Origin of the sequence: Streptomyces sp. bgisy159 (genome assembly GCF_965341775.1) — a bacterium.
Classification (GTDB): Bacteria; Actinomycetota; Actinomycetes; order Streptomycetales; family Streptomycetaceae; genus Streptomyces.
Genome location: NZ_CBDQZH010000058.1, coordinates 1 through 19,911 on the forward strand (window position 1 = coordinate 1; position 19,911 = coordinate 19,911).

The window sequence follows — 19,911 nt, forward strand, 5'->3', positions numbered from 1 at the left end:
CAACCCCGTCAAGGTCTGGACCTCCACCGGCTCCTGGACCTGGGAACACTCCAAGCCCGTCACCGGCGACTTCAACGCCGACGGCAAGACCGACATAGCCGTCCTCTACAACTACGGCCAGGTCAACGGCGTCAACACCACCGGCCTGTGGACCTTCACCAGCAACGGCACCGGCTTCGGCGCCCCCGCCAAGGTCTGGACCTCCACCGGCTCGTGGACCTGGGACCGCTCCGAGCCCGTGACCGGTGACTTCAACGCCGACCACAGGACGGACCTGGGCGTCTTCTACGACTACGGCCGGCAGACGGACGGAAGCTACCGCACCGGTCTGTGGAGCTTCACCAGCGACGGCACCGCGTTCACCGACCCGGCCCGGATCTGGGACAGCAACGACATCGCCGACTGAAGCACCCCGACAGAAGAACGCCCGGCTGGTCCTCACCAGCCGGGCGTTCCCCGTGCCCGTCCGCCGTCCCCCGGCCTTGCCCCGGCTCAGCCGGTCGCGGCCGGCTTCTTCACCGTCAGGGGGAGGAGCTTCTTGCCGGTGGGGCCGACCTGGATGTGGGTGTCCATCGCCGGACACACACCGCAATCGAAGCACGGGGTCCAGCGGCAGTCCTCGACCTCGGTCTCGTCGAGGGCGTCCTGCCAGTCCTCCCAGAGCCAGTCCTTGTCCAGCCCGGAGTCGAGGTGGTCCCAGGGCAGGACCTCCTCGTAGCCGCGCTCGCGGGTGGTGTACCAGTCGACGTCGACGCCGTACGGGGCCAGCGCCTTGTCCGCGCAGCTCATCCAGCGGTCGTACGAGAAGTGCTCGCGCCAGCCGTCGAAGCGGCCGCCGTCCTCGTACACCGCGCGGATGACCGCGCCGATCCGGCGGTCGCCGCGCGAGAGCAGGCCCTCGACGATGCCGGGCTTGCCGTCGTGGTAGCGGAAGCCGATCGAGCGTCCGTACTTCTTGTCCCCGCGGATCTTGTCGCGGAGCTTCTCGAGGCGCGCGTCGGTCTCCTCGGCGGACAGCTGCGGCGCCCACTGGAAGGGGGTGTGCGGCTTGGGGACGAAGCCGCCGATGGAGACGGTGCAGCGGATGTCGTTGGACCGGGAGACCTCGCGGCCCTTCTGGATGACGCGGGTCGCCATGTCGGCGATCTGGAGGACGTCCTCGTCGGTCTCGGTGGGCAGGCCGCACATGAAGTACAGCTTCACCTGGCGCCAGCCGTTGCCGTAGGCCGTCGCGACCGTCCTGATCAGGTCCTCTTCCGAGACCATCTTGTTGATGACCTTGCGGATGCGCTCCGAGCCGCCCTCCGGGGCGAAGGTGAGGCCCGAGCGGCGGCCGTTGCGGGTCAGCTCGTTGGCCAGGTCGATGTTGAAGGCGTCGACGCGGGTGGAGGGCAGCGAGAGACCGATCTTGTCGTCCTCGTAGCGGTCGGCGAGACCCTTGGCGACGTCACCGATCTCGGAGTGGTCCGCGGACGAGAGGGACAGCAGGCCGACCTCCTCGAAGCCGGTCGCCTTCAGGCCCTTCTCCACCATGTCGCCGATGCCGGTGATCGACCGCTCGCGCACCGGGCGGGTGATCATGCCGGCCTGGCAGAAGCGGCAGCCTCGGGTGCAGCCGCGGAAGATCTCCACCGACATCCGCTCGTGGACCGTCTCGGCGAGGGGCACCAGGGGCTGCTTGGGGTACGGCCACTCGTCCAGATCCATGACGGTGTGCTTGGACACCCGCCACGGGACGCCCGACCGGTTCGGCACGACCCGGGCGATCCGGCCGTCCGGCAGGTACTCCACGTCGTAGAAGGCGGGGATGTACACCGCGCCGGTCCTGGCCAGGCGCAGCAGCACCTCCTCGCGGCCGCCGGGGCGGCCCTCGGCCTTCCACTCACGGATGATCTTCGTCATGTCGAGGACGGCCTGCTCGCCGTCGCCGATGACGGCCGCGTCGATGAAGTCGGCGATCGGCTCGGGGTTGAACGCCGCGTGACCGCCGGCCAGCACGATCGGGTCGTCCAGGCCCCGGTCCTTCGACTCCAGCGGGATGCCGGCGAGGTCCAGCGCCGTGAGCATGTTCGTGTAGCCCAGCTCGGTGGAGAAGCTGAGGCCGAACACGTCGAACGCGCCCACCGGCCGGTGGCTGTCGACCGTGAACTGCGGCACGCCGTGCTCGCGCATCAGCGCCTCCAGGTCCGGCCACACGCTGTACGTGCGCTCGGCGAGGACGCCCTCCTGTTCGTTGAGCACCTCGTAGAGGATCATGACGCCCTGGTTGGGCAGCCCGACCTCGTAGGCGTCCGGGTACATCAACGCCCAGCGGACGTCGCAGGCGTCCCAGGGTTTGACCGTGGAGTTGAGCTCTCCGCCGACGTACTGGATCGGCTTCTGCACATGGGGAAGCAGAGCTTCGAGCTGCGGGAACACAGACTCGGCGGCATCGGCAGGCATGTCGCGAACCTTCGTGAGCTGACAGGGGTGACCACCAAGCGTAACGCGGCCGGAGCCCCGGCCCGCACGCTCAGAGCGCCGCCCCCGCTCCGGCCCTCTTCCACAACGTCGGCAGCTCGGCCTCGTCCTGCGCCGCCCGCCGCTCCTCACGGCCGTACAGCACCCCGTACGTGAAGCTGCTCTCCCCCGCCGCGTGCGCCTGTCCGGCGATCTCGCGCAGGGCCTCGCGGGCCATCACGCTGTCCTGATGGTCGCCGAGCAGGGTCTGCAGGGCCTTGGCGGCTTTCACCAGGGCGGTGGCCGGGTCACCGAGGGCGGGCTCGGCGGCCTCGGCGGCGTACCGGGTGCGCTTGGCCCGCTTGCGGGCCTCGTGCAGGGCCAGGTCCCGGTCGTGGCCGGGGGGCCGTGCGAGAGCCTCCTCGACCAGCTCGGACAGCGCCCGGTAGTCCTTGCGCACGGCCTTGCGGATCACCCGGTCCGGATCGCCGGCGGCGGCCTTCCGCAGGGGCGGGTCGGCGAGCAGGGCGTCGAGGTCGTCGAGCAGCCGCAGGTACCGGCTGCCGTCCAGTACGGCGATCAGCGGGCTCCGGGAGTCGTCGCGGCGGGCCTGGGCCCAGGCGTGCAGCCGGGCCGGGACGGGGCCGGTCACCAGGGGCCGGGGAAGGTCGTCGAGGGCGGCGGTGAGACGGTCGGTCAGCACCTCCTGGTCGCGGTCCACGCCCAGCTCGCCGGCCAGCCACTTCAGTTCCTCCCCGATCGGGTCGGTGGCGGCCCGGTCGAGGATCCGGGCGTAGCTGCGGAACGCGCTGCGCAGCCGGCGCGTGGCGACGCGCATCCGGTGCACGGAGTCGGGGAGGTCGCGGCGCACGGCGGGGTCCAGTTCGACCAGCGCGTCCCGCTGGGCACGCAGATAGACGAGGAGGTGGTCGCCGGCGGTGACGGGTCCGGCGGGCGCCTTGCCCGTGCCCCGTTTCCTGCCCGCCCCGTCGGCCGGGGCGGGCTGCCGCGCCGTGTCCCGTTTCTTCTTCCCGGTGCGCCCCGGGCGGGTCTCGGTCAGCGCCCGTGCCAGCTTCGACGCGGACGTGGACGGCCGTACGCCCGCTCTGCGCAGCCGCTTCTCGACCTTGTCGAGGAACGCCGGGTCACCGTCGTCGGCGAGTTCGACCTCGATCTCGGTCCACTGGGCGCGGCCGCCGGTGCCGCCGAGCCGTTCGGCGTGGACGGCGTCCACGCTGACCTCGGCGAGCAGTCGTCCCCGCCGGTCGACCAGTTCGCGGATGTCGCGCGCCGAGCGCAGCCGGATCACCGGTACCAGTCCGGCGTCCCGCACCCGGGAGCGCAGCAGGCCGGCGAGGCCGGGCGGCAGGGTGTCGGACAGCGGTGCGCGGATCTCGTCGCGCACGCCCGGTGCGACGGGGAACTTCAGGTGCCAGCCCGCGTCCGAGCCGCCGGTGCGGCGGCGCAGGGTGATGGAGGCCGCGGCGAGCCGCTCGTCGGGGGTGTCGTAGTAGGTGGCGTCGAGTTCGGCGACGCCCTTGTCGAGGACGTCCGCGACGCCGGCGACGCCGGTCAGGTCGGGAAGACCACTGTCGTCGGATTCGTACTTGCGCTCGACCTCGCGTTTCGTCTCCGCCATGACCCGACTGTAGTAGCGGCCCGGCCCGGAGGGCAGGGCCGACCGGGGCCGAAGCCGCGGTCGGCCTGAAGTGAGGGGCGTGCGGCAGCCGGGTCAGGCCGACATCGGCCGCTGCACTCTGATCGACTGGAGGAGACCCACCGCCACCCATACCGAGAACATCGACGATCCGCCGTACGACACGAACGGCAGCGGCAGACCGGTGACCGGCATGATGCCGAGTGTCATGCCGATGTTCTCGAAGGACTGGAAGGCGAACCAGGCGACGATCCCCGCGGCCACCACCGTGCCGTACAGCTCGGTCGTCTCCCTCGCGATCCGGCAGGCACGCCACAGGACCACTCCGAGCAGCAGGATGATCAGTCCGGCGCCGACGAAGCCCAGTTCCTCCCCTGCGACCGTGAAGACGAAGTCGGTCTGCTGCTCCGGCACGAACTGGCCGGTGGTCTGCGAACCGTGGAACAGCCCCGAGCCGGTCAGGCCGCCCGAGCCGATGGCGATGCGCGCCTGGTTGGTGTTGTAGCCGACGCCCGCCGGGTCCAGCTCCGGGTTGGCGAAGGCGGCGAAGCGGGCGATCTGGTAGTCGTCCAGGACACCGAGCTGCCAGACCGCGACGGCGCCGGTCGCGCCGGCCCCGAGCAGCCCGAAGACCCAGCGGTTGGAGGCGCCGGAGGCGAGCAGCACCCCGAGCACGATGATCACCATCACCATGACGGAGCCCAGGTCGGGCATCAGCATGACGATGAGCATGGGGACCGCGGCCAGCCCCAGGGCCTGTAGCACGGTCCGGTGGTCGGGATACGTCTTGTCGCCCGCGTCGACCCGCGCCGCCAGCAGCATCGCCATGCCCAGGATGATCGTGATCTTCACGAACTCGGAGGGCTGCAGGGAGAAGCCGCCGCCCAGGACGATCCAGGAGTGGGCGCCGTTGACCGTGGAGCCGAGCGGGGTGAGCACCAGCAGGATTCCGAGGACGGACAGCCCGTACAGGACCGGTACCGCGTTGCGCAGGGTGCGGTGGCCGAGCCAGACGGTGCCGACCATCAGCGCGAGGCCGAGACCGGTGTTCATCAGGTGCCGGACGAGGAAGTAGTACGGGTCGCCCTGGTTGATCTCGGTGCGGTTGCGGGTGGCCGAGAACACCAGCAGCGAGCCCAGCAGGGACAGGGCGAGCGCCGACAGCAGTATCGGCCAGTCCAGCCGCCGGGCCATCGAGTCACGGGCGAAGATCCGCGTCCAGCCGGCCCGCTCGGGCCCGTACCCCGAGACGGAGAAGCTGTTGGCACCGGTCATGTGCGCGCCCTCCGGGTCCCTCGCGTCCGTCGGCCGCGCCCCGTGCGTGTCCCCGCGCACCCCGCCGTCCGGCGGCGGCGCCGGGTGTCACGGTTGCCGCCGGTGTTCTGTCCCGTGGTCGCGCCCTCCTGCGTCCCGTCGGGCTGGTCCGAGCCGCCCTCCTGGTAGATCCGCGCTTCCTTCGCCGGGTCCTTGCCGATCTTCGGCGAGGTGATGGTGCCGTCCGTCCTGACCTTCGGCAGGCTCTTCTGCGGGGTGGGCAGCAGCGCCTTGCTCTTGTCGATCGAGCCCTCGTCGGTGACGCCGTACAGCGCGTCGTAGATGTTGCGCACGGCCGGACCGGAGGCGCCGGATCCTGTACCGCCCTGGGAGATCGTCATGACGATCGTGTAGTCCTTGGTGTACGTGGCGAACCAGGACGTGGTCTGCTTGCCGTAGACCTCCGCGGTGCCGGTCTTGGCGTGCATCGGGATCTTCTCCTGGGGCCAGCCGACCTGGGCGAACCGCCAGGCGGCGGTGCCCCGGGTGGCGGCTCCGGCGAGCGCCTTGTCCATCTTGGTCAGCGTGTCCCGGCTTATCGGCAGCTTGCCGTGGGCCTTGGGCGCGATCTCGGTGACCGTCCTGCCGTCGGGGCTGACGACGGCCTTGCCGATCGTCGGGTCGTACAGCGTGCCGCCGTTGGCGATGGCCGCGTAGATGGTGGCCATCTGGATGGGGGTGACGAGGGTGTCGCCCTGGCCGATGGAGTAGTTGATCTCGTCACCGGCGCGCATCTTGTTGCCCTCGAGGCAGTTCTCGTACGCGATCTGCTCGACGTAGGTGCCGCCCTTCTTGCCCTGCTTGCACCAGGCGTCCTTGTTGGCCTTCCAGTAGTTCTGCTTCCACTGCCGGTCGGGGACCCGTCCGGTGACCTCGTTGGGCAGGTCGATGCCGGTCTCCGCGCCCAGGCCGAACCGGTGGGCGGTCTTGAAGAAGTAGTCGTCCGGGTTCTTCGGGTTGATCCCGCCGTCCTTCCGCCACTGGTCGTGCGCCAGGCGGTAGAAGACGGTGTCGCAGGAGACCTCCAGGGCCCGCCCCAGGTCCATCGGGCCGTAGTTGCGCGACTCGTAGTTCTTGAAGACCTGGCCGCCGACCGAGTAGGCACTGGAGCAGTCGTAGCTGCCGTCGAAGTCGTAGCCGGCCGCGACGGCCGCGGAGGTGGAGATCACCTTGAAGATCGAGCCGGGGGCGGCCTGGCCCTGGATGGCCCGGTTCAGCAGCGGGTAGTTGGAGTCCTTGCCGGTGAGCTTCTTGTAGTCCTTGGCGGAGATGCCGCCGACCCACGCGTTCGGGTCGTAGGACGGGTTGGACGCCATGGCGACGATGCGTCCGGTCCTCGCCTCCATCACGACCACGGCACCGGCGTCCGCCTTGTAGTTCTCGCCCGTGTTGTGGTCGAAGACCTTGCGGGCCTCCTTCATCGCGTCGTTCAGCTCGAACTCGGCGACGCGCTGCACCCGGGCGTCGATGCTGGTGACGAGGTTGGAGCCGGGCTCGGCGGGGGTGGCCTCGGCCTGGCCGATGACCCTGCCGAGGTTGTCGACCTCGTAGCGGGTCACGCCCGCCTTGCCGCGCAGCTCCTTGTCGTACTGCCGCTCCAGGCCGGAGCGGCCGACCTGGTCGGAGCGCAGGTACGGCGAGTCGGTGTCCTGGGCCTGCTGGATCTCCTCGTCGGTGACCGGGGAGAGGTAGCCGAGCACCTGGGCGGTGTTGGCCTTGCCCGGCGCCGCGTAGCGCCGCACCGCCTGCGGTTCGGCGGTGATGCCGGGGAAGTCCTCGGCGCGCTCGCGGATCTGCAGCGCCTGCTTGGGGGTGGCCTCGTCGGTGATGGGGATCGGCTGGTAGGGCGAGCCGTTCCAGCAGGGCTGGGGGGTCTCCCGGTCGCACAGCCGGACCTTCAGCATGACCTCGGCCGGGTCCATCCCGAGGACCCCGGCCAGCTTGGTCAGGACCGCCTTGCCGTCGTCCTTCTGCTTCAGCAGGTCGGTGCGGGAGGCGGAGACCACGAGCCGGGTCTCGTTGTCGGCGAGGGGCACGCCGCGGGCGTCCAGGATCGAACCGCGCACGGCCGGCTGCACGACCTGCTGGACGTGGTTGCCGGAGGCCTCCTTGGCGTACTCGTCGCCCTCCCGGATCTGCAGGTACCACAGCCGGCCGCCGAGCGTGCCGAGGAGGGAGAGGACGAGGATCTGGATGACGACGAGGCGGATCTGGACCCGTTGGGACCGTCCGGTCTCGGGAATGTTGGTCACTGCGGCTGCCTCCCCCTCTCAGTGCGCGGCCGACGAAGTGAACGAGTGTGCGGCACCTGGCGCCTGCGTACGACAGGGGAACGACGGGCCGCTCCGGCCACGTTCCCCCTTCGCGTCCTCCGTCCGGGTGAACCGGCCCCTGCTCACCGCCGCCGGCTTCCTGCTCAGCGCTTCGCGCCTTCCCCTGCTCACAGCCGCTTGACCCCCTTGATACGGCCCGCCCGAGCGGTGCGCGCACGCACCGTCTTCATCCTCAGGCCGCCCCGCTGCCCGCCGATCCTCAGCCCCGTCCCCGAGGCGAGCCAGCCCGTGGAGATGTCGGGGGACTTGGCCGCCGAGTTGGTGTCGGCCAGCGGGTCGTTCTCGGCGCGGCGAGCCAGGGCCATCACCCCGGGCACCACGAACGGCGCGAGCAGCAGGTCGTACAGGGCGGCGCTGAACAGCAGCCCGCCGAGGCCCACATGGCGGGCGGCGGTGTCGCCGACGAGGGCGCCGACCCCCGCGTACAGCAGGGTGGAGCCGAGGGCGGCACCGACGACCACGGCCATCGGGCCGGTGGCGGACTTCAGCTGGCCGTTCTCCGGCTTGACGAGCCCGGCCAGGTAACCGATGACGCACAGCACCAGCGCGTAGCGGCCGGCCGCGTGGTCCGCGGGCGGGGCCAGGTCGGCCAGCAGCCCGGCGCCGAAGCCGACCAGGGCGCCGCCGACATGGCCGTAGACCATGGCGAGGCCGAGGACGGTCAGCAGCAGCAGGTCGGGGACCGCGCCGGGCAGGTGCAGCCGGGCGAGGACGCTCACCTGGACGACCAGGGCGACCACGACCAGCGTCGTGGAGAGCAGGATCCGGTTGACACGCATGGAAAGTCAGCTCCTACTGCTGCTCTTGCTGCTGGCCGTCGGGCTGGGACGCGCCCGGGGTGACCGTGACGGTCACCGTGGGCGTGGGTACCGGCTTGGGCTTGGCGGGGAGCACGGTGTCGCGCGGGTCCTTCTTCGGGGCCTGGACGACCACGCCGACGATGTCGAGCTTGGTGAAGCTGACGTACGGCGTGACGTAGAGGGTGCGGGTGAGGTCGCCGCCGGACGGGTCGACCCGGGAGACCACGCCGACCGGCACGCCGGGCACGAACGGCTTGTCGGCCTGGGAGCCGAAGGTGACCAGCCGGTCGCCCTTCTTCACCTCGGCCTTGCCGTTGAGGAGTTCCACCCGCAGCGGCCGGTCGCCCTGGCCGGAGGCGAAGCCCAGCTCGTCGCTGGCCTCCATACGGGTGCCGACGGTGAAGTCGGGGTCGCTGGCCAGCAGCACCGTCGCGGTGTCCGGGCCGACGGTGGTGACCCGTCCGACGAGGCCGTCGCCGTTGAGGACGGTCATGTCGCGCTGGATGCCGTCGTTGGCGCCCGCGTCGATGGTGATGGTCCAGGAGAAGCCCTGCGCCGCGCCGATGGCGATGACCTGGGCCCCCTTGATGCCGTACTGTCCCGCGCCGGCCGTCTTCAGCATCTTCTCCAGCTGGGCCAGCCGGCTGCGGTTGCGGTCGTCGCTGCCCAGCTTCGCCTTCAGGGCGGCGTTCTCCTTCTCCAGCTCGGCGAGCCGGTCATGGCGTTCGCCGGAGTCACGGACCGCCGATACAGCGTTGCCGACCGGGTCGACCGCGGAGGACACCCCCTCCTCGATGGGCCCGAAGACGGTGGCCGCGGCCTGCCGGGCACCGTCGACCGGTGAGTCCTCCCCGCCGCGGATGTCCACCGTGATCAGCGCGAGCGCGACGGCGACCAGCAGCACCAACAGCAGCCGGCTCTCTCGTGTGTCCCTCACGTGCGGCGGCCGTGCCCTTCCTCGTAGGAATCGGGAAATCCGCAGGGAACGTCCCCCGGGATTCGCATTCGATGCGGTGTGTGGAGCTTATGCCTCAATACCAACGATCCGCCGTACGAGAGGAGATCGTCTCGTACGGCGGAATCGTTGCGTCACGTCATCTGCGCGGGGCCGCGTCCAGCACCTGCTGGAGCGCCTCGAACTCCTCGACGCACTTGCCGGAGCCGAGCGCCACGCTGTCCAGCGGGTCCTCGGCGATGTGGATCGGCATTCCGGTCTCGCGCCGCAGCCGCTCGTCCAGACCGCGCAGCAGGGCTCCGCCGCCGGTCAGAACGATTCCGCGGTCCATGATGTCGCCGGACAGCTCCGGCGGGCACTTGTCGAGGGTGGTCTTCACGGCGTCGACGATGGCGTTGACGGGCTCCTCGATCGCCTTGCGTACCTCCGCTGCGGAGATGACGACCGTCTTGGGCAGCCCCGACACCAGGTCCCGGCCACGGATTTCGGTGTGCTCGTCGGAGTCGAGGTCGTACGCCGAACCGATCGTGATCTTGATCTGTTCGGCCGTCCGCTCACCCAGCAGAAGGGAGTACTCCTTCTTGATGTGCTGGATGATCGCGTTGTCCAGCTCGTCGCCCGCGACGCGGATGGACTGCGCGGTGACGATGCCGCCGAGCGAGATGACCGCGACCTCCGTGGTGCCGCCGCCGATGTCCACCACCATGTTGCCCGTGGCCTCGTGGACCGGCAGGCCGGAGCCGATGGCCGCGGCCATGGGCTCCTCGATGATGTGCACCTGGCGGGCGCCGGCCTGGGTCGACGCCTCGATGACGGCGCGGCGCTCGACCCCGGTGATCCCGGAGGGCACGCACACGACGACTCGGGGCCGGGCGAGGTAGCGCCGCTTGTGGATCTTCAGGATGAAGTAGCGGAGCATGCGCTCGGTGATCTCGAAGTCGGCGATCACACCGTCCTTCAGCGGCCGCACGGCGACGATGTTGCCGGGGGTGCGCCCGATCATCTTCTTCGCTTCCGCGCCGACCGCGAGGATGCCACCGGTGTTGGTGTTGATCGCGACGACGGACGGCTCGTTGAGTACGATCCCGCGACCCCTGACGTACACCAGCGTGTTGGCGGTCCCGAGGTCGACAGCCATGTCACGGCCGATGAACGACATTGAGTTCCCCATCAGGATTCGTCTGGCCTTCCCACGGAGCTTTTGAGGGCTTTTCAGGTAGGCGGGGTGGGTGCTGTGACGTGAAGGCTTCCATCGTAGACGCGCCTTCGCGAACACCGCGTGAGGGTCTTCGCCATTGTCAGCAGATGATGTGTGGCTTCGCTTCCGGAGACGTGCGTTCGGGGGGACACGTTCCCTCGATCGCCCCCCGGGTGCGGAGAAGGTCCGGGGAGAGGCGTCCCCGGACCGGCACCTTCCCGATGGCGCGGGGGTTACGCCCGGCCGGGGAAGAAGATCTTCACCTCGCGCTCGGCGGACTCCTCCGAGTCCGAGGCGTGGATCAGGTTCTCCCGCACGATCACACCGAAGTCGCCCCGGATGGAGCCGGGCGCGGCGGCGATGGGGTCGGTGGGCCCGGCCAGCTGCCGGACCCCCTCGATCACCCGCTCCCCCTCGACGATCATCGCGACCACCGGGCCGGACGACATGAACTCGACCAGCGGCTCGTAGAACGGACGGCCGACGTGCTCGGCGTAGTGCTGCTCCAGGATCGCGCGGTCCAGGGTGCGCAACTCCAGCGCGATGATCCTCCAGTCGGCCTTGCGCTCGATGCGGCTGATGATCTCGCCGACCAGTGAGCGACGGACAGCGTCCGGCTTCAAGAGGACAAGCGTGCGCTGGGTCACGGGAGGACTCCTTCTTCCTGCCAGGTGTGCGGTGGGACGAGGTTACAGGGCGTGTCGGGGCCCCTGTTACGCAGCGTCAGGTGTAGAGGCGGTGGTGTCCGCTTCTGCGGCGAATCTCGCCTTTGCCTCGTCGATCTTGCGACCGTAGTGGACGGACGCCCACCACAGGGCAGCGAAGACCACGCCCAGGACGAACATCATCGGCACGAAGACGCCCGAGGCGACGAGGGCGAGCTGCAGGGCCCAGCCCAGGGCCACGCCGCCGGGCCGGGTGACGATCCCGCACAGCGCCACGGACAGGAACATCGCGATCCCGCACACCGTCCACACCGTGCCCGTGGACAGGCCGTCGTCCTTCATCGCGACCAGCCCGGCGAACCCGATGACGAAGAACTCGCCGATCAGCGTCGAGGAACAGAGCGTACGCATGCTTCTTCGACCTCAGCCCTTCCCCAGCAGCAGCCGGGCCTCGCCGACCGTGATGACGGAACCGGTGACGAGCACGCCGCCGCCGGCGAACTCGCCCTCCTCCTCGGCGAGCGTGATCGCCGCTTCCAGCGCGTCCGGCAGCCGCGGCTCGACCTGCACCCGCTCCTCGCCGAACACCTCGACGGCGATCGCGGCCAGCTCGTCGGCGTCCATCGCGCGATGGCTGGAGTTCTGGGTGACCACGACCTCCGCGAACACCGGTTCGAAGGCCTCCAGCAGCCCTCGCACGTTCTTGTCGCCGCTCGCGCCGACCACGCCGATCAGCCGGCTGAAGTCGAACGCCTCACCGATCGCCTCGGCGGTCACCCGGGCGCCCGCCGGATTGTGTGCGGCGTCCAGCACCACGGTCGGGGAGCGCCGTACCACCTCCAGCCGGCCCGGGGAGGAGGCCGACGCGAACGCCTTGCGCACGGTCTCGATGTCCAGCGGGTCGGCGCGCTGCGCCCCGACGCCGAAGAAGGCCTCCACGGCGGCCAGGGCGACGGCCGCGTTGTGCGCCTGGTGGGCGCCGTGCAGCGGCAGGTAGACCTCGGTGTACTCGCCGCCGAGCCCGCGCAGGGTGAGCAGCTGGCCGCCGACGGCGACCTGCCGGGCGACGACACCGAACTCCAGGCCCTCCCGGGCGACCGTGGCGTCCACCTCGACGGCCTTCTTCAGCAGCACCTGGGCGGCGTCGACGGGCTGCTGGGCCAGGATGACCGTCGCGTCCGGCTTGACGATCCCCGACTTCTCCCCGGCGATCTCGGCGGGCGTCTCGCCGAGCCGGTCGGTGTGGTCGAGGTCGATGGGGGTGACCACCGCGACATCGGCGTCGATGACGTTGGTCGCGTCCCACGTGCCGCCCATGCCGACCTCGACGACGGCCACGTCGACCGGCGCGTCGGCGAAGGCGGCGTACGCCATGCCGGTGAGCACCTCGAAGAAGGACAGCCGGTACTCCTGCCGGTCGTCGACCATCTCGATGTACGGCTTGATGTCCTGGTACGTCTCGACGAAGCGCTCGGCGGAGATCGGGGCGCCGTCCAGGCTGATGCGTTCGGTGACCGACTGCACGTGCGGGGAGGTGTACCGGCCGGTGCGCAGCTCGAAGGCTCCGAGGAGGGCCTCGATCATGCGGGCGGTGGAGGTCTTGCCGTTGGTGCCGGTGATGTGGATCGAGGGGTACGAGCGCTGCGGCTCGCCGAGGACGTCCATCAGCGCGGCGATCCTGCCGACCGACGGCTCCAGCTTGGTCTCGCCCCAGCGGGTCGCGAGTTCCGCCTCGACCTCGCGCAGGGCCTTGTCGACCTCGGGGTCCTGCGGGCGCGCGGGGATGTCGGGGCTCGGCGGGCCGCCCTGGGTGCGCAGGGTGCGGCTGCCGGCCTCGATGACCGCGAGGTCGGGGTCGCGGTCGGTCTCCGCCGCGATGATCTCCTCGAAGCTGTCGAGGGGGTCGGGCTGGTCGCTCTGGTCGCCGGTGCCGGGGATGTCGCTCACGGGGCCAGTCTACGGAGGCCTGCTGACAGACGTCGGCGACGGCCCCGGGGCGGTGTCCCCCGGGGCCGTCGCCGGACGGTCACTGCTGCGGCAGCTTCTCCAGCTGGGCCTGGATGCGGGTGATGTCCTCCTCCGCCTTGGCCAGGCGGGTGCGGATCTTGTCGACCACGTGGTCCGGGGCCTTGCCGAGGAACGCCTCGTTGCCGAGCTTGGCGTGGGCCTGGGCCTTCTCCTTCTCGGCCGCCGCCAGGTCCTTGGCCAGGCGCTTGCGCTCGGCCGCCACGTCGATCGTGCCGGACAGGTCGAGGGCGACCTCGGCGCCCGCGACCGGCAGGGTCGCCGTGGCCGTGAAGGACTCGCCCTCCGGCTGGAGGCGGAGCAGCTGCCGGATGGCCGCCTCGTGCGGTGCCAGCGCCGTGCCGTCCAGGGAGAGCCGCGCCGGGACCCGCTGGCCGGGCTGCAGGCCCTGGTCGGCGCGGAAGCGGCGGACCTCGGTGATGACGGACTGCAGGGTCTCGATCTCCCGCTCGGCGGCCTCGTCCCGGAAGCCGCTGTCGGCGGGCCAGTCGGCGATGACGATCGACTCGCCGCCGGTCAGCGTGGTCCACAGGGTCTCGGTGACGAAGGGAACCACCGGGTGCAGCAGTTTGAGGGTGACGTCGAGGACCTCGCCGAGGACCCGCTTGGAGACCTCCGCCGGCTCGCCGCCCGCCTGGAAGACGGTCTTGGACAGCTCGACGTACCAGTCGAAGACCTCGTCCCACGCGAAGTGGAACAGGGCGTCGGACAGCTTGGCGAACTGGAAGTCGTCGTAGTGGGCGTCGACTTCGGCGACGACGGAGTTCAGCCGGGACAGGATCCAGCGGTCCGTCGCCGACATCCGGGCGGCGTCCGGCAGCGGGCCCTCGACCGTCGCGCCGTTCATCAGCGCGAAGCGGGTCGCGTTCCAGATCTTGTTGGCGAAGTTGCGCGAGCCCTGGACCCAGTCCTCGCCGATCGGGACGTCGACGCCGGGGTTGGCGCCCCGGGCGAGGGTGAACCGCAGGGCGTCCGAGCCGTACTTGTCCATCCAGTCCAGCGGGTTGACCGCGTTGCCGAAGGACTTCGACATCTTCTTGCCGAACTGGTCGCGGACCATGCCGTGCAGGGCGATGGTGTGGAAGGGCGGGGTGCCGTCCATCGCGTAGAGGCCGAACATCATCATCCGGGCGACCCAGAAGAAGAGGATGTCGTAGCCGGTGACCAGGACGGAGTTCGGGTAGAACTTCGCGAGCGACTCGGTCCGTTCGGGCCAGCCGAGCGTGGAGAACGGCCACAGGCCGGAGGAGAACCAGGTGTCGAGGACGTCGGTGTCCTGGTGCCAGCCCTCGCCGGTGGGCGGTTCCTCGTCGGGGCCGACGCAGACGACCTCGCCGTTCGGGCCGTACCAGACGGGGATGCGGTGGCCCCACCACAGCTGGCGCGAGATGCACCAGTCGTGGAGGTTGTCGACCCAGTCGAAGTACCGCTTCTCCATCTCCTGCGGGTGGATCTTGACGCGGCCGTCGCGGACGGCGTCACCGGCGGCCTTGGCCAGCGGGCCGACCTTGACCCACCACTGCATGGACAGGCGCGGCTCGATGGTCGTCTTGCAGCGCGAGCAGTGACCCACCGAGTGGACGTAGGGCCGCTTCTCGGCGACGATCCGGCCCTCGGCGCGCAGGGCGGCGACGATGGCGGAGCGGGCCTCCAGGCGGTCCAGGCCCTGGAAGGGGCCGTGGGCGGTGATGACCGCGTGCTCGTCCATGACGGTGAGCGAGGGCAGGTCGTGGCGCCGGCCGATCTCGAAGTCGTTCGGGTCGTGCGCCGGGGTGACCTTGACGGCACCGGTGCCGAACTCGGGGTCGACGTGGGTGTCGGCGACGACCGGGATGGAACGGTCGGTCAGCGGCAGCTTGATGAGCTTGCCGACCAGGTGCTTGTAGCGCTCGTCGTCCGGGTGGACCGCGACGGCGGTGTCGCCGAGCATGGTCTCGGCTCGGGTCGTGGCGACGACGATGGTGTCGTCGCCGTCGCCGTACTTCATCGAGACGAGTTCGCCGTCGTCGTCCTGGTACTCGACCTCGATGTCCGAGATCGCGGTCAGGCAGCGCGGGCACCAGTTGATGATGCGCTCGGCGCGGTAGATGAGTTCGTCGTCGTAGAGCCGCTTGAAGATGGTCTGGACGGCCTGCGAGAGGCCCTCGTCCATGGTGAAGCGCTCGCGGGACCAGGCGACGCCGTCGCCGAGGCGGCGCATCTGGCCGCTGATCTGCCCGCCGGACTCGCCCTTCCACTGCCAGACCCGCTCGACGAACGCCTCGCGGCCGAGGTCGTGCCGGGACTTGCCCTCCTTGCCGAGTTCGCGCTCGACGACGTTCTGCGTGGCGATGCCGGCGTGGTCCATGCCGGGCTGCCACAGCGTCTCGTGACCCTGCATCCGCTTGCGGCGGGTGAGGGCGTCGATGAGGGTGTGCTCGAAGGCGTGCCCGAGGTGCAGGCTGCCCGTGACGTTCGGCGGCGGAATGACGACGGTGTACGCCGGCTTGTCGCTCTTGGCGTCCGCCTCGAAGTAGCCCCGCTCCACCCAGCGCTCGTACAGCGGCCCCTCTACGTCGGCCGGCGCGTACTGGGTCGGCAGGTCGGTGGTGGGCGCTGGTGGCTGCTGCTGAGCGTTCTCGGTCACGGGCTCAGTTTAGGGGTGTCACGAGCCCGTCCCGAAACCCGTTTGTTCTGTAACGGTAGGCCCCCCGCCGCCGTGGCCTGCGAGCCGCTGGGTCAGGATGTCAGGAACACATAAGCATCTGGAGGGGACCCAGTAATGAGTCAGAACCAGCCGGGCCCGTACGGCGGGCAGCCCCAGCAGCCCGGGCCGTACGGCCAGCCGGGCCCCTACGGCCAGCAGCAGCCGCAGGCACCCCAGCCCGGCTACGGCTACCCCCAGCAGCCGCAGGCCCCGCAGCCCGGTTACGGCTACCCGCAGCAGGGCGCCCCCCAGCAGCCGTACGGCCAGCCGGGTACTCCTCCCCCGGGCCAGCCGCCGTACGGCCAGGTGCCCTACCCGACGGTGCCGCACCCGCCGGCGCCCGGCGGCGGCGGCAAGAAGAAGGCCGCGATCATCATCAGCGCGGTCGCGGTCGTCGCCGCCATCGCGGTCGGCGCGACCCTGCTGCTCGGCGGGAGCGGCGGCTCGGGCCTCGCGGACGACGGCCCCCACAAGCTGACGACGCCGGACACGGTGCTCACCGACTACAAGAAGCAGGCCGAGGACGGCGACGGCGGCCCCATGTCGGAAGACGACATCAAGGACGCCGAGAAGTGGGGAGTGAAGAACCCCAGCGATGTCAGCGCCTCCTATCTCGCCGGGAACGAGAACAACCCGATGGCGCAGAAGCAGCTCCACTTCGGCGGTGTGTCCGGTGAGATAGCGGACCCGGAGAAGGTGGTCGACGCGCTTCTGGCCAAGATGAAGGAGTCCGCCAACGAGGACGACGACGACGTGAAGGTCACCATGGTCGGTGAGCCGAAGTCGTACGACAACGCCGAAGGTGCCGTCCTGAAGTGCCAGGAGGCGAAGATGGAGCCCAAGGACGGTTCCGGCGAGGGTCCCACGTCGATGAGCCTGTCCTACTGTGTCTGGGGCGACTACAGCACACTCGGCATGGTGATGCCGATGGACATCGCGGAGATGGCGGCCGAGAAGAAGTCCGATCCGGCCACTGCGGCCGACATCACCGCGAAGGTCCGCGACGAGGTCCGGGTCAAGGCGTGACACCACCGCAGGCCACCGGATGCGAGCTGGGGCGACCGGCCGAGCCCCTCAGGTGATCGGGAGGCGGCCCGACAGGGATGTCCGGCCGCCTCCTCCCCGCCTCGGCCTGTCCCTGCCGGGTCAGGCCCGATTGCAGGCCGCGACGGCGTCATCCCACTTGACGCCGATCTTCGAGAGCCCAACGAGGCAATAGGGGTTGGGGCTCTTGCCGAGGACACGCGTGTTCTGACAGGCCGCGCGCACCTTGGGGCCGACCAAATAGCCCTTGCTCGCTATGTAGTTCACACAGGTGCTCGGGGCGGCGCTCGCGGGTGCTGCCGAGACCATCGGCAGGACACCCGCCGCCGCCACCACGCTCGCTGCCACTAATGCCCGCTTCAGCCTGGGCGCCATGTTCATGTCCTCCCGTTTTCGAGTACCGGCCGCTCGAACAAGCGGACGGTGCGGTCGGAAGCATGAGATCACGAGGCCGTCGTCGGGTCCACGCCGATCGCGTCCACGAGGTCACCTTTACGCCAGGCGATCGCCCCAGGGGCCGCCAGGACGGCAGGCAGCCCCTGGGGGGTACCTCTAAGCCGACTTCTGCTCGCCCGAGCCCCGGCCCCGCGCGTCCCGCGGGATGAGGGTCGGGTTGACGTTGGACAGGACGACGTCCGGGGTGATGACGACGCGGGCGACGTCCTTGCGGGACGGGACCTCGTACATCACCGCCTGGAGGACCTCCTCCATGATGGCGCGCAGGCCGCGGGCGCCGGTCTGGCGGAGGATGGCCTGGTCGGCGATGGCCTCCAGGGCCTCGCGCTCGAAGTCCAGCTCCACGCCGTCGAGTTCGAACAGGCGCTGGTACTGCTTGACGAGCGCGTTGCGCGGCTCGACCAGGATCTGCAGCAGCGCCTCACGGTCCAGGTTGTGCACCGAGGTGATCACGGGGAGGCGGCCGATGAACTCGGGGATCATGCCGAACTTGACGAGGTCCTCCGGCATGACCTCCTCGAAGGTGTCCTTGGCCTCCAGCTCCCGCTTGGAGCGGATCGTGGCGCCGAAGCCGATGCCCTTGGCGCCGGCCCGCGACTCGATGATCTTCTCCAGGCCCGCGAAGGCGCCGCCCACGATGAACAGCACGTTCGTCGTGTCGATCTGGATGAACTCCTGGTGCGGGTGCTTACGGCCGCCCTGCGGCGGGACCGAGGCCGTGGTGCCTTCGAGGATCTTCAGCAGGGCCTGCTGGACGCCCTCGCCGGAGACGTCACGCGTGATCGACGGGTTCTCGCTCTTGCGGGCGACCTTGTCGATCTCGTCGATGTAGATGATGCCGGTCTCGGCCTTCTTGACGTCGTAGTCGGCGGCCTGGATCAGCTTGAGCAGGATGTTCTCGACGTCCTCGCCGACGTAGCCCGCCTCGGTGAGCGCCGTGGCGTCGGCGATCGCGAACGGCACGTTCAGCATGCGCGCGAGGGTCTGTGCGAGGAGTGTCTTGCCGGAGCCGGTCGGGCCGAGCAGCAGGATGTTGGACTTCGCCAGCTCGATCGCGTCGTCACGTCCGTTCGCCCCGCCGTTCTCACCGGCCTGGACCCGCTTGTAGTGGTTGTACACCGCGACCGACAGGGCCTTCTTGGCGGCCTCCTGGCCGACCACGTAGCCCTCGAGGAACTCGTAGATCTCGCGCGGCTTGGGGAGTTCCTCCCAGCGGACCTCACTGGTCTCCGCGAGTTCTTCCTCGATGATCTCGTTGCAGAGATCGATGCACTCGTCGCAGATGTACACACCGGGCCCTGCGATGAGCTTCTTGACCTGCTTCTGGCTCTTGCCGCAGAACGAGCACTTGAGCAGATCGCCGCCGTCACCGATGCGTGCCACGGTGTGCTTCCCCTTCGCCTGGGAGACGCCTGGACGTCTTTCGAAGTCCAGCGGCTCCTGGTGCTGCCTTATGTCGACGGTACCTTGCCGGGCCCCCCGTTCGGGCCCCCCTTGGCACGGTTCACTTCCACGGAGACCGTGTCACACCGTGCCAAGGGGCGGCACACACCGGGGCCCGCGCGTCAACGCAGAGACGCGTTGTCCATCTTCCGGGTGGAGATGATCTGGTCGATCAGCCCGTACGACAGGGCGTCCTCGGCCGTGAGGATCTTGTCGCGCTCGATGTCCTCGCGGATCTTCTCGATCGCCGTGGTGGAGTGCTTGGCCAGCATCTCCTCCAGCTGCGAGCGCATCCGCAGGATCTCGTTGGCGGCGATCTCGAGGTCGGAGACCTGGCCGCGGCCGGTCTCGCTGTAGGGCTGGTGGATCAGCACGCGCGCGTTGGGCAGCGCCATGCGCTTGCCGGGCGTGCCGGCGGCGAGCAGGACGGCGGCGGCGGAGGCCGCCTGGCCCATGCAGACCGTCTGGATGTCGGGCTTCACGTACTGCATCGTGTCGTAGATCGCGGTGAGCGCCGTGAACGAGCCGCCGGGGCTGTTGATGTAGACCGAGATGTCCCGGTCGGGGTCCATCGACTCCAGGCACAGCAGCTGCGCCATGACGTCGTTGGCCGAGGCGTCGTCGATCTGGACGCCGAGGAAGATCACGCGCTCCTCGAAGAGCTTCGCGTACGGGTCGTACTCGCGGATGCCCTGGGAGGTGCGCTCCACGAAGCGCGGGATCACGTAGCGGGACTCGGCGGCGGGGCCGGAGTACCGGCCCTGGGCGGCGCTCATGTCCTGCACGGCGTTCATACGGTCGTAGAGGCCGCGACCGGGGAAGTCGTTCACAATCTCTCCTGAGAGGGGCTGGGGCGGTGGCTGGGGGCTGATGGGGTTCCGGGGCCGCGAAGGGCC

The 19,911-nt window shown here is 69.9% G+C and carries 16 protein-coding genes; 2 read left to right on the forward strand and 14 right to left on the reverse strand.

Features of this window, described 5'->3' with window-relative positions; all coding sequences use genetic code 11:
* Nucleotides 1–406: FG-GAP repeat domain-containing protein (locus tag ACSLTV_RS33000; RefSeq protein ID WP_435613451.1), on the forward strand; the 406-nt coding region annotated here is incomplete at its 5' end.
* 86 nt (nucleotides 407–492) lie between these two features.
* On the opposite strand, the gene ACSLTV_RS33005 is transcribed toward ACSLTV_RS33000, so the two are convergent.
* The 11 genes from ACSLTV_RS33005 to ACSLTV_RS33055 all read right to left on the reverse strand — a co-directional run bounded on the left by ACSLTV_RS33005 (nucleotide 493) and on the right by ACSLTV_RS33055 (nucleotide 16,012).
* Nucleotides 493–2,442 carry a TIGR03960 family B12-binding radical SAM protein gene (locus ACSLTV_RS33005; RefSeq protein WP_432140016.1) on the reverse strand — a complete coding sequence of 650 codons (1,950 nt, stop codon included), beginning with the start codon at nucleotides 2,440–2,442 and terminating at the stop codon, nucleotides 493–495.
* 70 nt (nucleotides 2,443–2,512) lie between these two features.
* Complete coding sequence (locus ACSLTV_RS33010; RefSeq protein ID WP_432158608.1) at nucleotides 2,513–4,078, reverse strand: CHAD domain-containing protein; 1,566 nt, start codon at nucleotides 4,076–4,078, stop codon at nucleotides 2,513–2,515.
* A gap of 93 nt (nucleotides 4,079–4,171) precedes the next feature.
* Nucleotides 4,172–5,371: a rod shape-determining protein RodA gene (gene rodA / locus ACSLTV_RS33015; RefSeq protein ID WP_432140014.1), complete on the reverse strand. Its 1,200-nt coding sequence runs from the start codon at nucleotides 5,369–5,371 to the stop codon at nucleotides 4,172–4,174.
* Nucleotides 5,368–7,662: a penicillin-binding protein 2 gene (gene mrdA / locus ACSLTV_RS33020; protein WP_435613452.1), complete on the reverse strand. Its 2,295-nt coding sequence runs from the start codon at nucleotides 7,660–7,662 to the stop codon at nucleotides 5,368–5,370. Before mrdA ends, rodA begins: the two co-directional genes overlap by 4 nt.
* Nucleotides 7,663–7,850: 188 nt before the next feature.
* Nucleotides 7,851–8,522 (reverse strand): rod shape-determining protein MreD, encoded by a 672-nt coding sequence (gene mreD / locus ACSLTV_RS33025; RefSeq protein ID WP_432140012.1) that lies wholly within the window; start codon nucleotides 8,520–8,522, stop codon nucleotides 7,851–7,853.
* 13 nt (nucleotides 8,523–8,535) lie between these two features.
* On the reverse strand, nucleotides 8,536–9,480 hold the full coding sequence (mreC, locus tag ACSLTV_RS33030; protein WP_432140011.1) for a rod shape-determining protein MreC: 945 nt from the start codon (nucleotides 9,478–9,480) through the stop codon (nucleotides 8,536–8,538).
* A 157-nt stretch (nucleotides 9,481–9,637) separates the two neighbouring features.
* On the reverse strand, nucleotides 9,638–10,657 hold the full coding sequence (locus tag ACSLTV_RS33035; protein WP_030779466.1) for a rod shape-determining protein: 1,020 nt from the start codon (nucleotides 10,655–10,657) through the stop codon (nucleotides 9,638–9,640).
* 272 nt (nucleotides 10,658–10,929) lie between these two features.
* Entirely contained in the window at nucleotides 10,930–11,343 is a 414-nt protein-coding gene (ndk, locus tag ACSLTV_RS33040; RefSeq protein ID WP_432140010.1) for a nucleoside-diphosphate kinase, read from the reverse strand.
* 66 nt (nucleotides 11,344–11,409) lie between these two features.
* Entirely contained in the window at nucleotides 11,410–11,772 is a 363-nt protein-coding gene (locus ACSLTV_RS33045; RefSeq protein WP_432140009.1) for a DUF4233 domain-containing protein, read from the reverse strand.
* Nucleotides 11,773–11,784: 12 nt separating this feature from the next.
* Nucleotides 11,785–13,308, reverse strand: coding sequence for a bifunctional tetrahydrofolate synthase/dihydrofolate synthase (gene folC, locus ACSLTV_RS33050; RefSeq protein WP_435613453.1), 1,524 nt, complete (start codon nucleotides 13,306–13,308; stop codon nucleotides 11,785–11,787).
* 79 nt (nucleotides 13,309–13,387) lie between these two features.
* Nucleotides 13,388–16,012: a valine--tRNA ligase gene (locus tag ACSLTV_RS33055; protein ID WP_432158607.1), complete on the reverse strand. Its 2,625-nt coding sequence runs from the start codon at nucleotides 16,010–16,012 to the stop codon at nucleotides 13,388–13,390.
* 135 nt (nucleotides 16,013–16,147) lie between these two features.
* Between ACSLTV_RS33055 and ACSLTV_RS33060 the strand changes: the two genes are divergently transcribed.
* Nucleotides 16,148–17,098, forward strand: a complete 951-nt coding sequence (locus tag ACSLTV_RS33060; RefSeq protein WP_435613454.1) for a hypothetical protein — start codon at nucleotides 16,148–16,150, stop codon at nucleotides 17,096–17,098.
* 120 nt (nucleotides 17,099–17,218) lie between these two features.
* Here the strand turns inward: ACSLTV_RS33060 and ACSLTV_RS33065 are convergent, their stop codons facing one another.
* From ACSLTV_RS33065 to ACSLTV_RS33075, 3 genes are all read right to left on the reverse strand, one after another.
* Nucleotides 17,219–17,491 carry a hypothetical protein gene (locus ACSLTV_RS33065; RefSeq protein ID WP_432139922.1) on the reverse strand — a complete coding sequence of 91 codons (273 nt, stop codon included), beginning with the start codon at nucleotides 17,489–17,491 and terminating at the stop codon, nucleotides 17,219–17,221.
* 177 nt (nucleotides 17,492–17,668) lie between these two features.
* Nucleotides 17,669–18,955, reverse strand: a complete 1,287-nt coding sequence (gene clpX, locus ACSLTV_RS33070) for an ATP-dependent Clp protease ATP-binding subunit ClpX (protein ID WP_432139921.1) — start codon at nucleotides 18,953–18,955, stop codon at nucleotides 17,669–17,671.
* A 182-nt stretch (nucleotides 18,956–19,137) separates the two neighbouring features.
* Nucleotides 19,138–19,845 (reverse strand): ATP-dependent Clp protease proteolytic subunit, encoded by a 708-nt coding sequence (locus ACSLTV_RS33075; RefSeq protein ID WP_432139920.1) that lies wholly within the window; start codon nucleotides 19,843–19,845, stop codon nucleotides 19,138–19,140.
* Nucleotides 19,846–19,911: the final 66 nt, after the last annotated feature.

Coding starts and splice junctions, on each gene's coding strand:
- ACSLTV_RS33065 (WP_432139922.1), bottom strand. CDS start 17,491: ATGGCGCCCAGGCTGAAGCGGGCATTAGTGGCAGCGAGCGTGGTGGCG.
- ACSLTV_RS33035 (WP_030779466.1), bottom strand. CDS start 10,657: ATGTCGTTCATCGGCCGTGACATGGCTGTCGACCTCGGGACCGCCAAC.
- ACSLTV_RS33060 (WP_435613454.1), top strand. CDS start 16,148: ATGAGTCAGAACCAGCCGGGCCCGTACGGCGGGCAGCCCCAGCAGCCC.
- rodA (WP_432140014.1), bottom strand. CDS start 5,371: ATGACCGGTGCCAACAGCTTCTCCGTCTCGGGGTACGGGCCCGAGCGG.
- mreD (WP_432140012.1), bottom strand. CDS start 8,522: ATGCGTGTCAACCGGATCCTGCTCTCCACGACGCTGGTCGTGGTCGCC.
- ACSLTV_RS33005 (WP_432140016.1), bottom strand. CDS start 2,442: ATGCCTGCCGATGCCGCCGAGTCTGTGTTCCCGCAGCTCGAAGCTCTG.
- ACSLTV_RS33045 (WP_432140009.1), bottom strand. CDS start 11,772: ATGCGTACGCTCTGTTCCTCGACGCTGATCGGCGAGTTCTTCGTCATC.
- ACSLTV_RS33010 (WP_432158608.1), bottom strand. CDS start 4,078: ATGGCGGAGACGAAACGCGAGGTCGAGCGCAAGTACGAATCCGACGAC.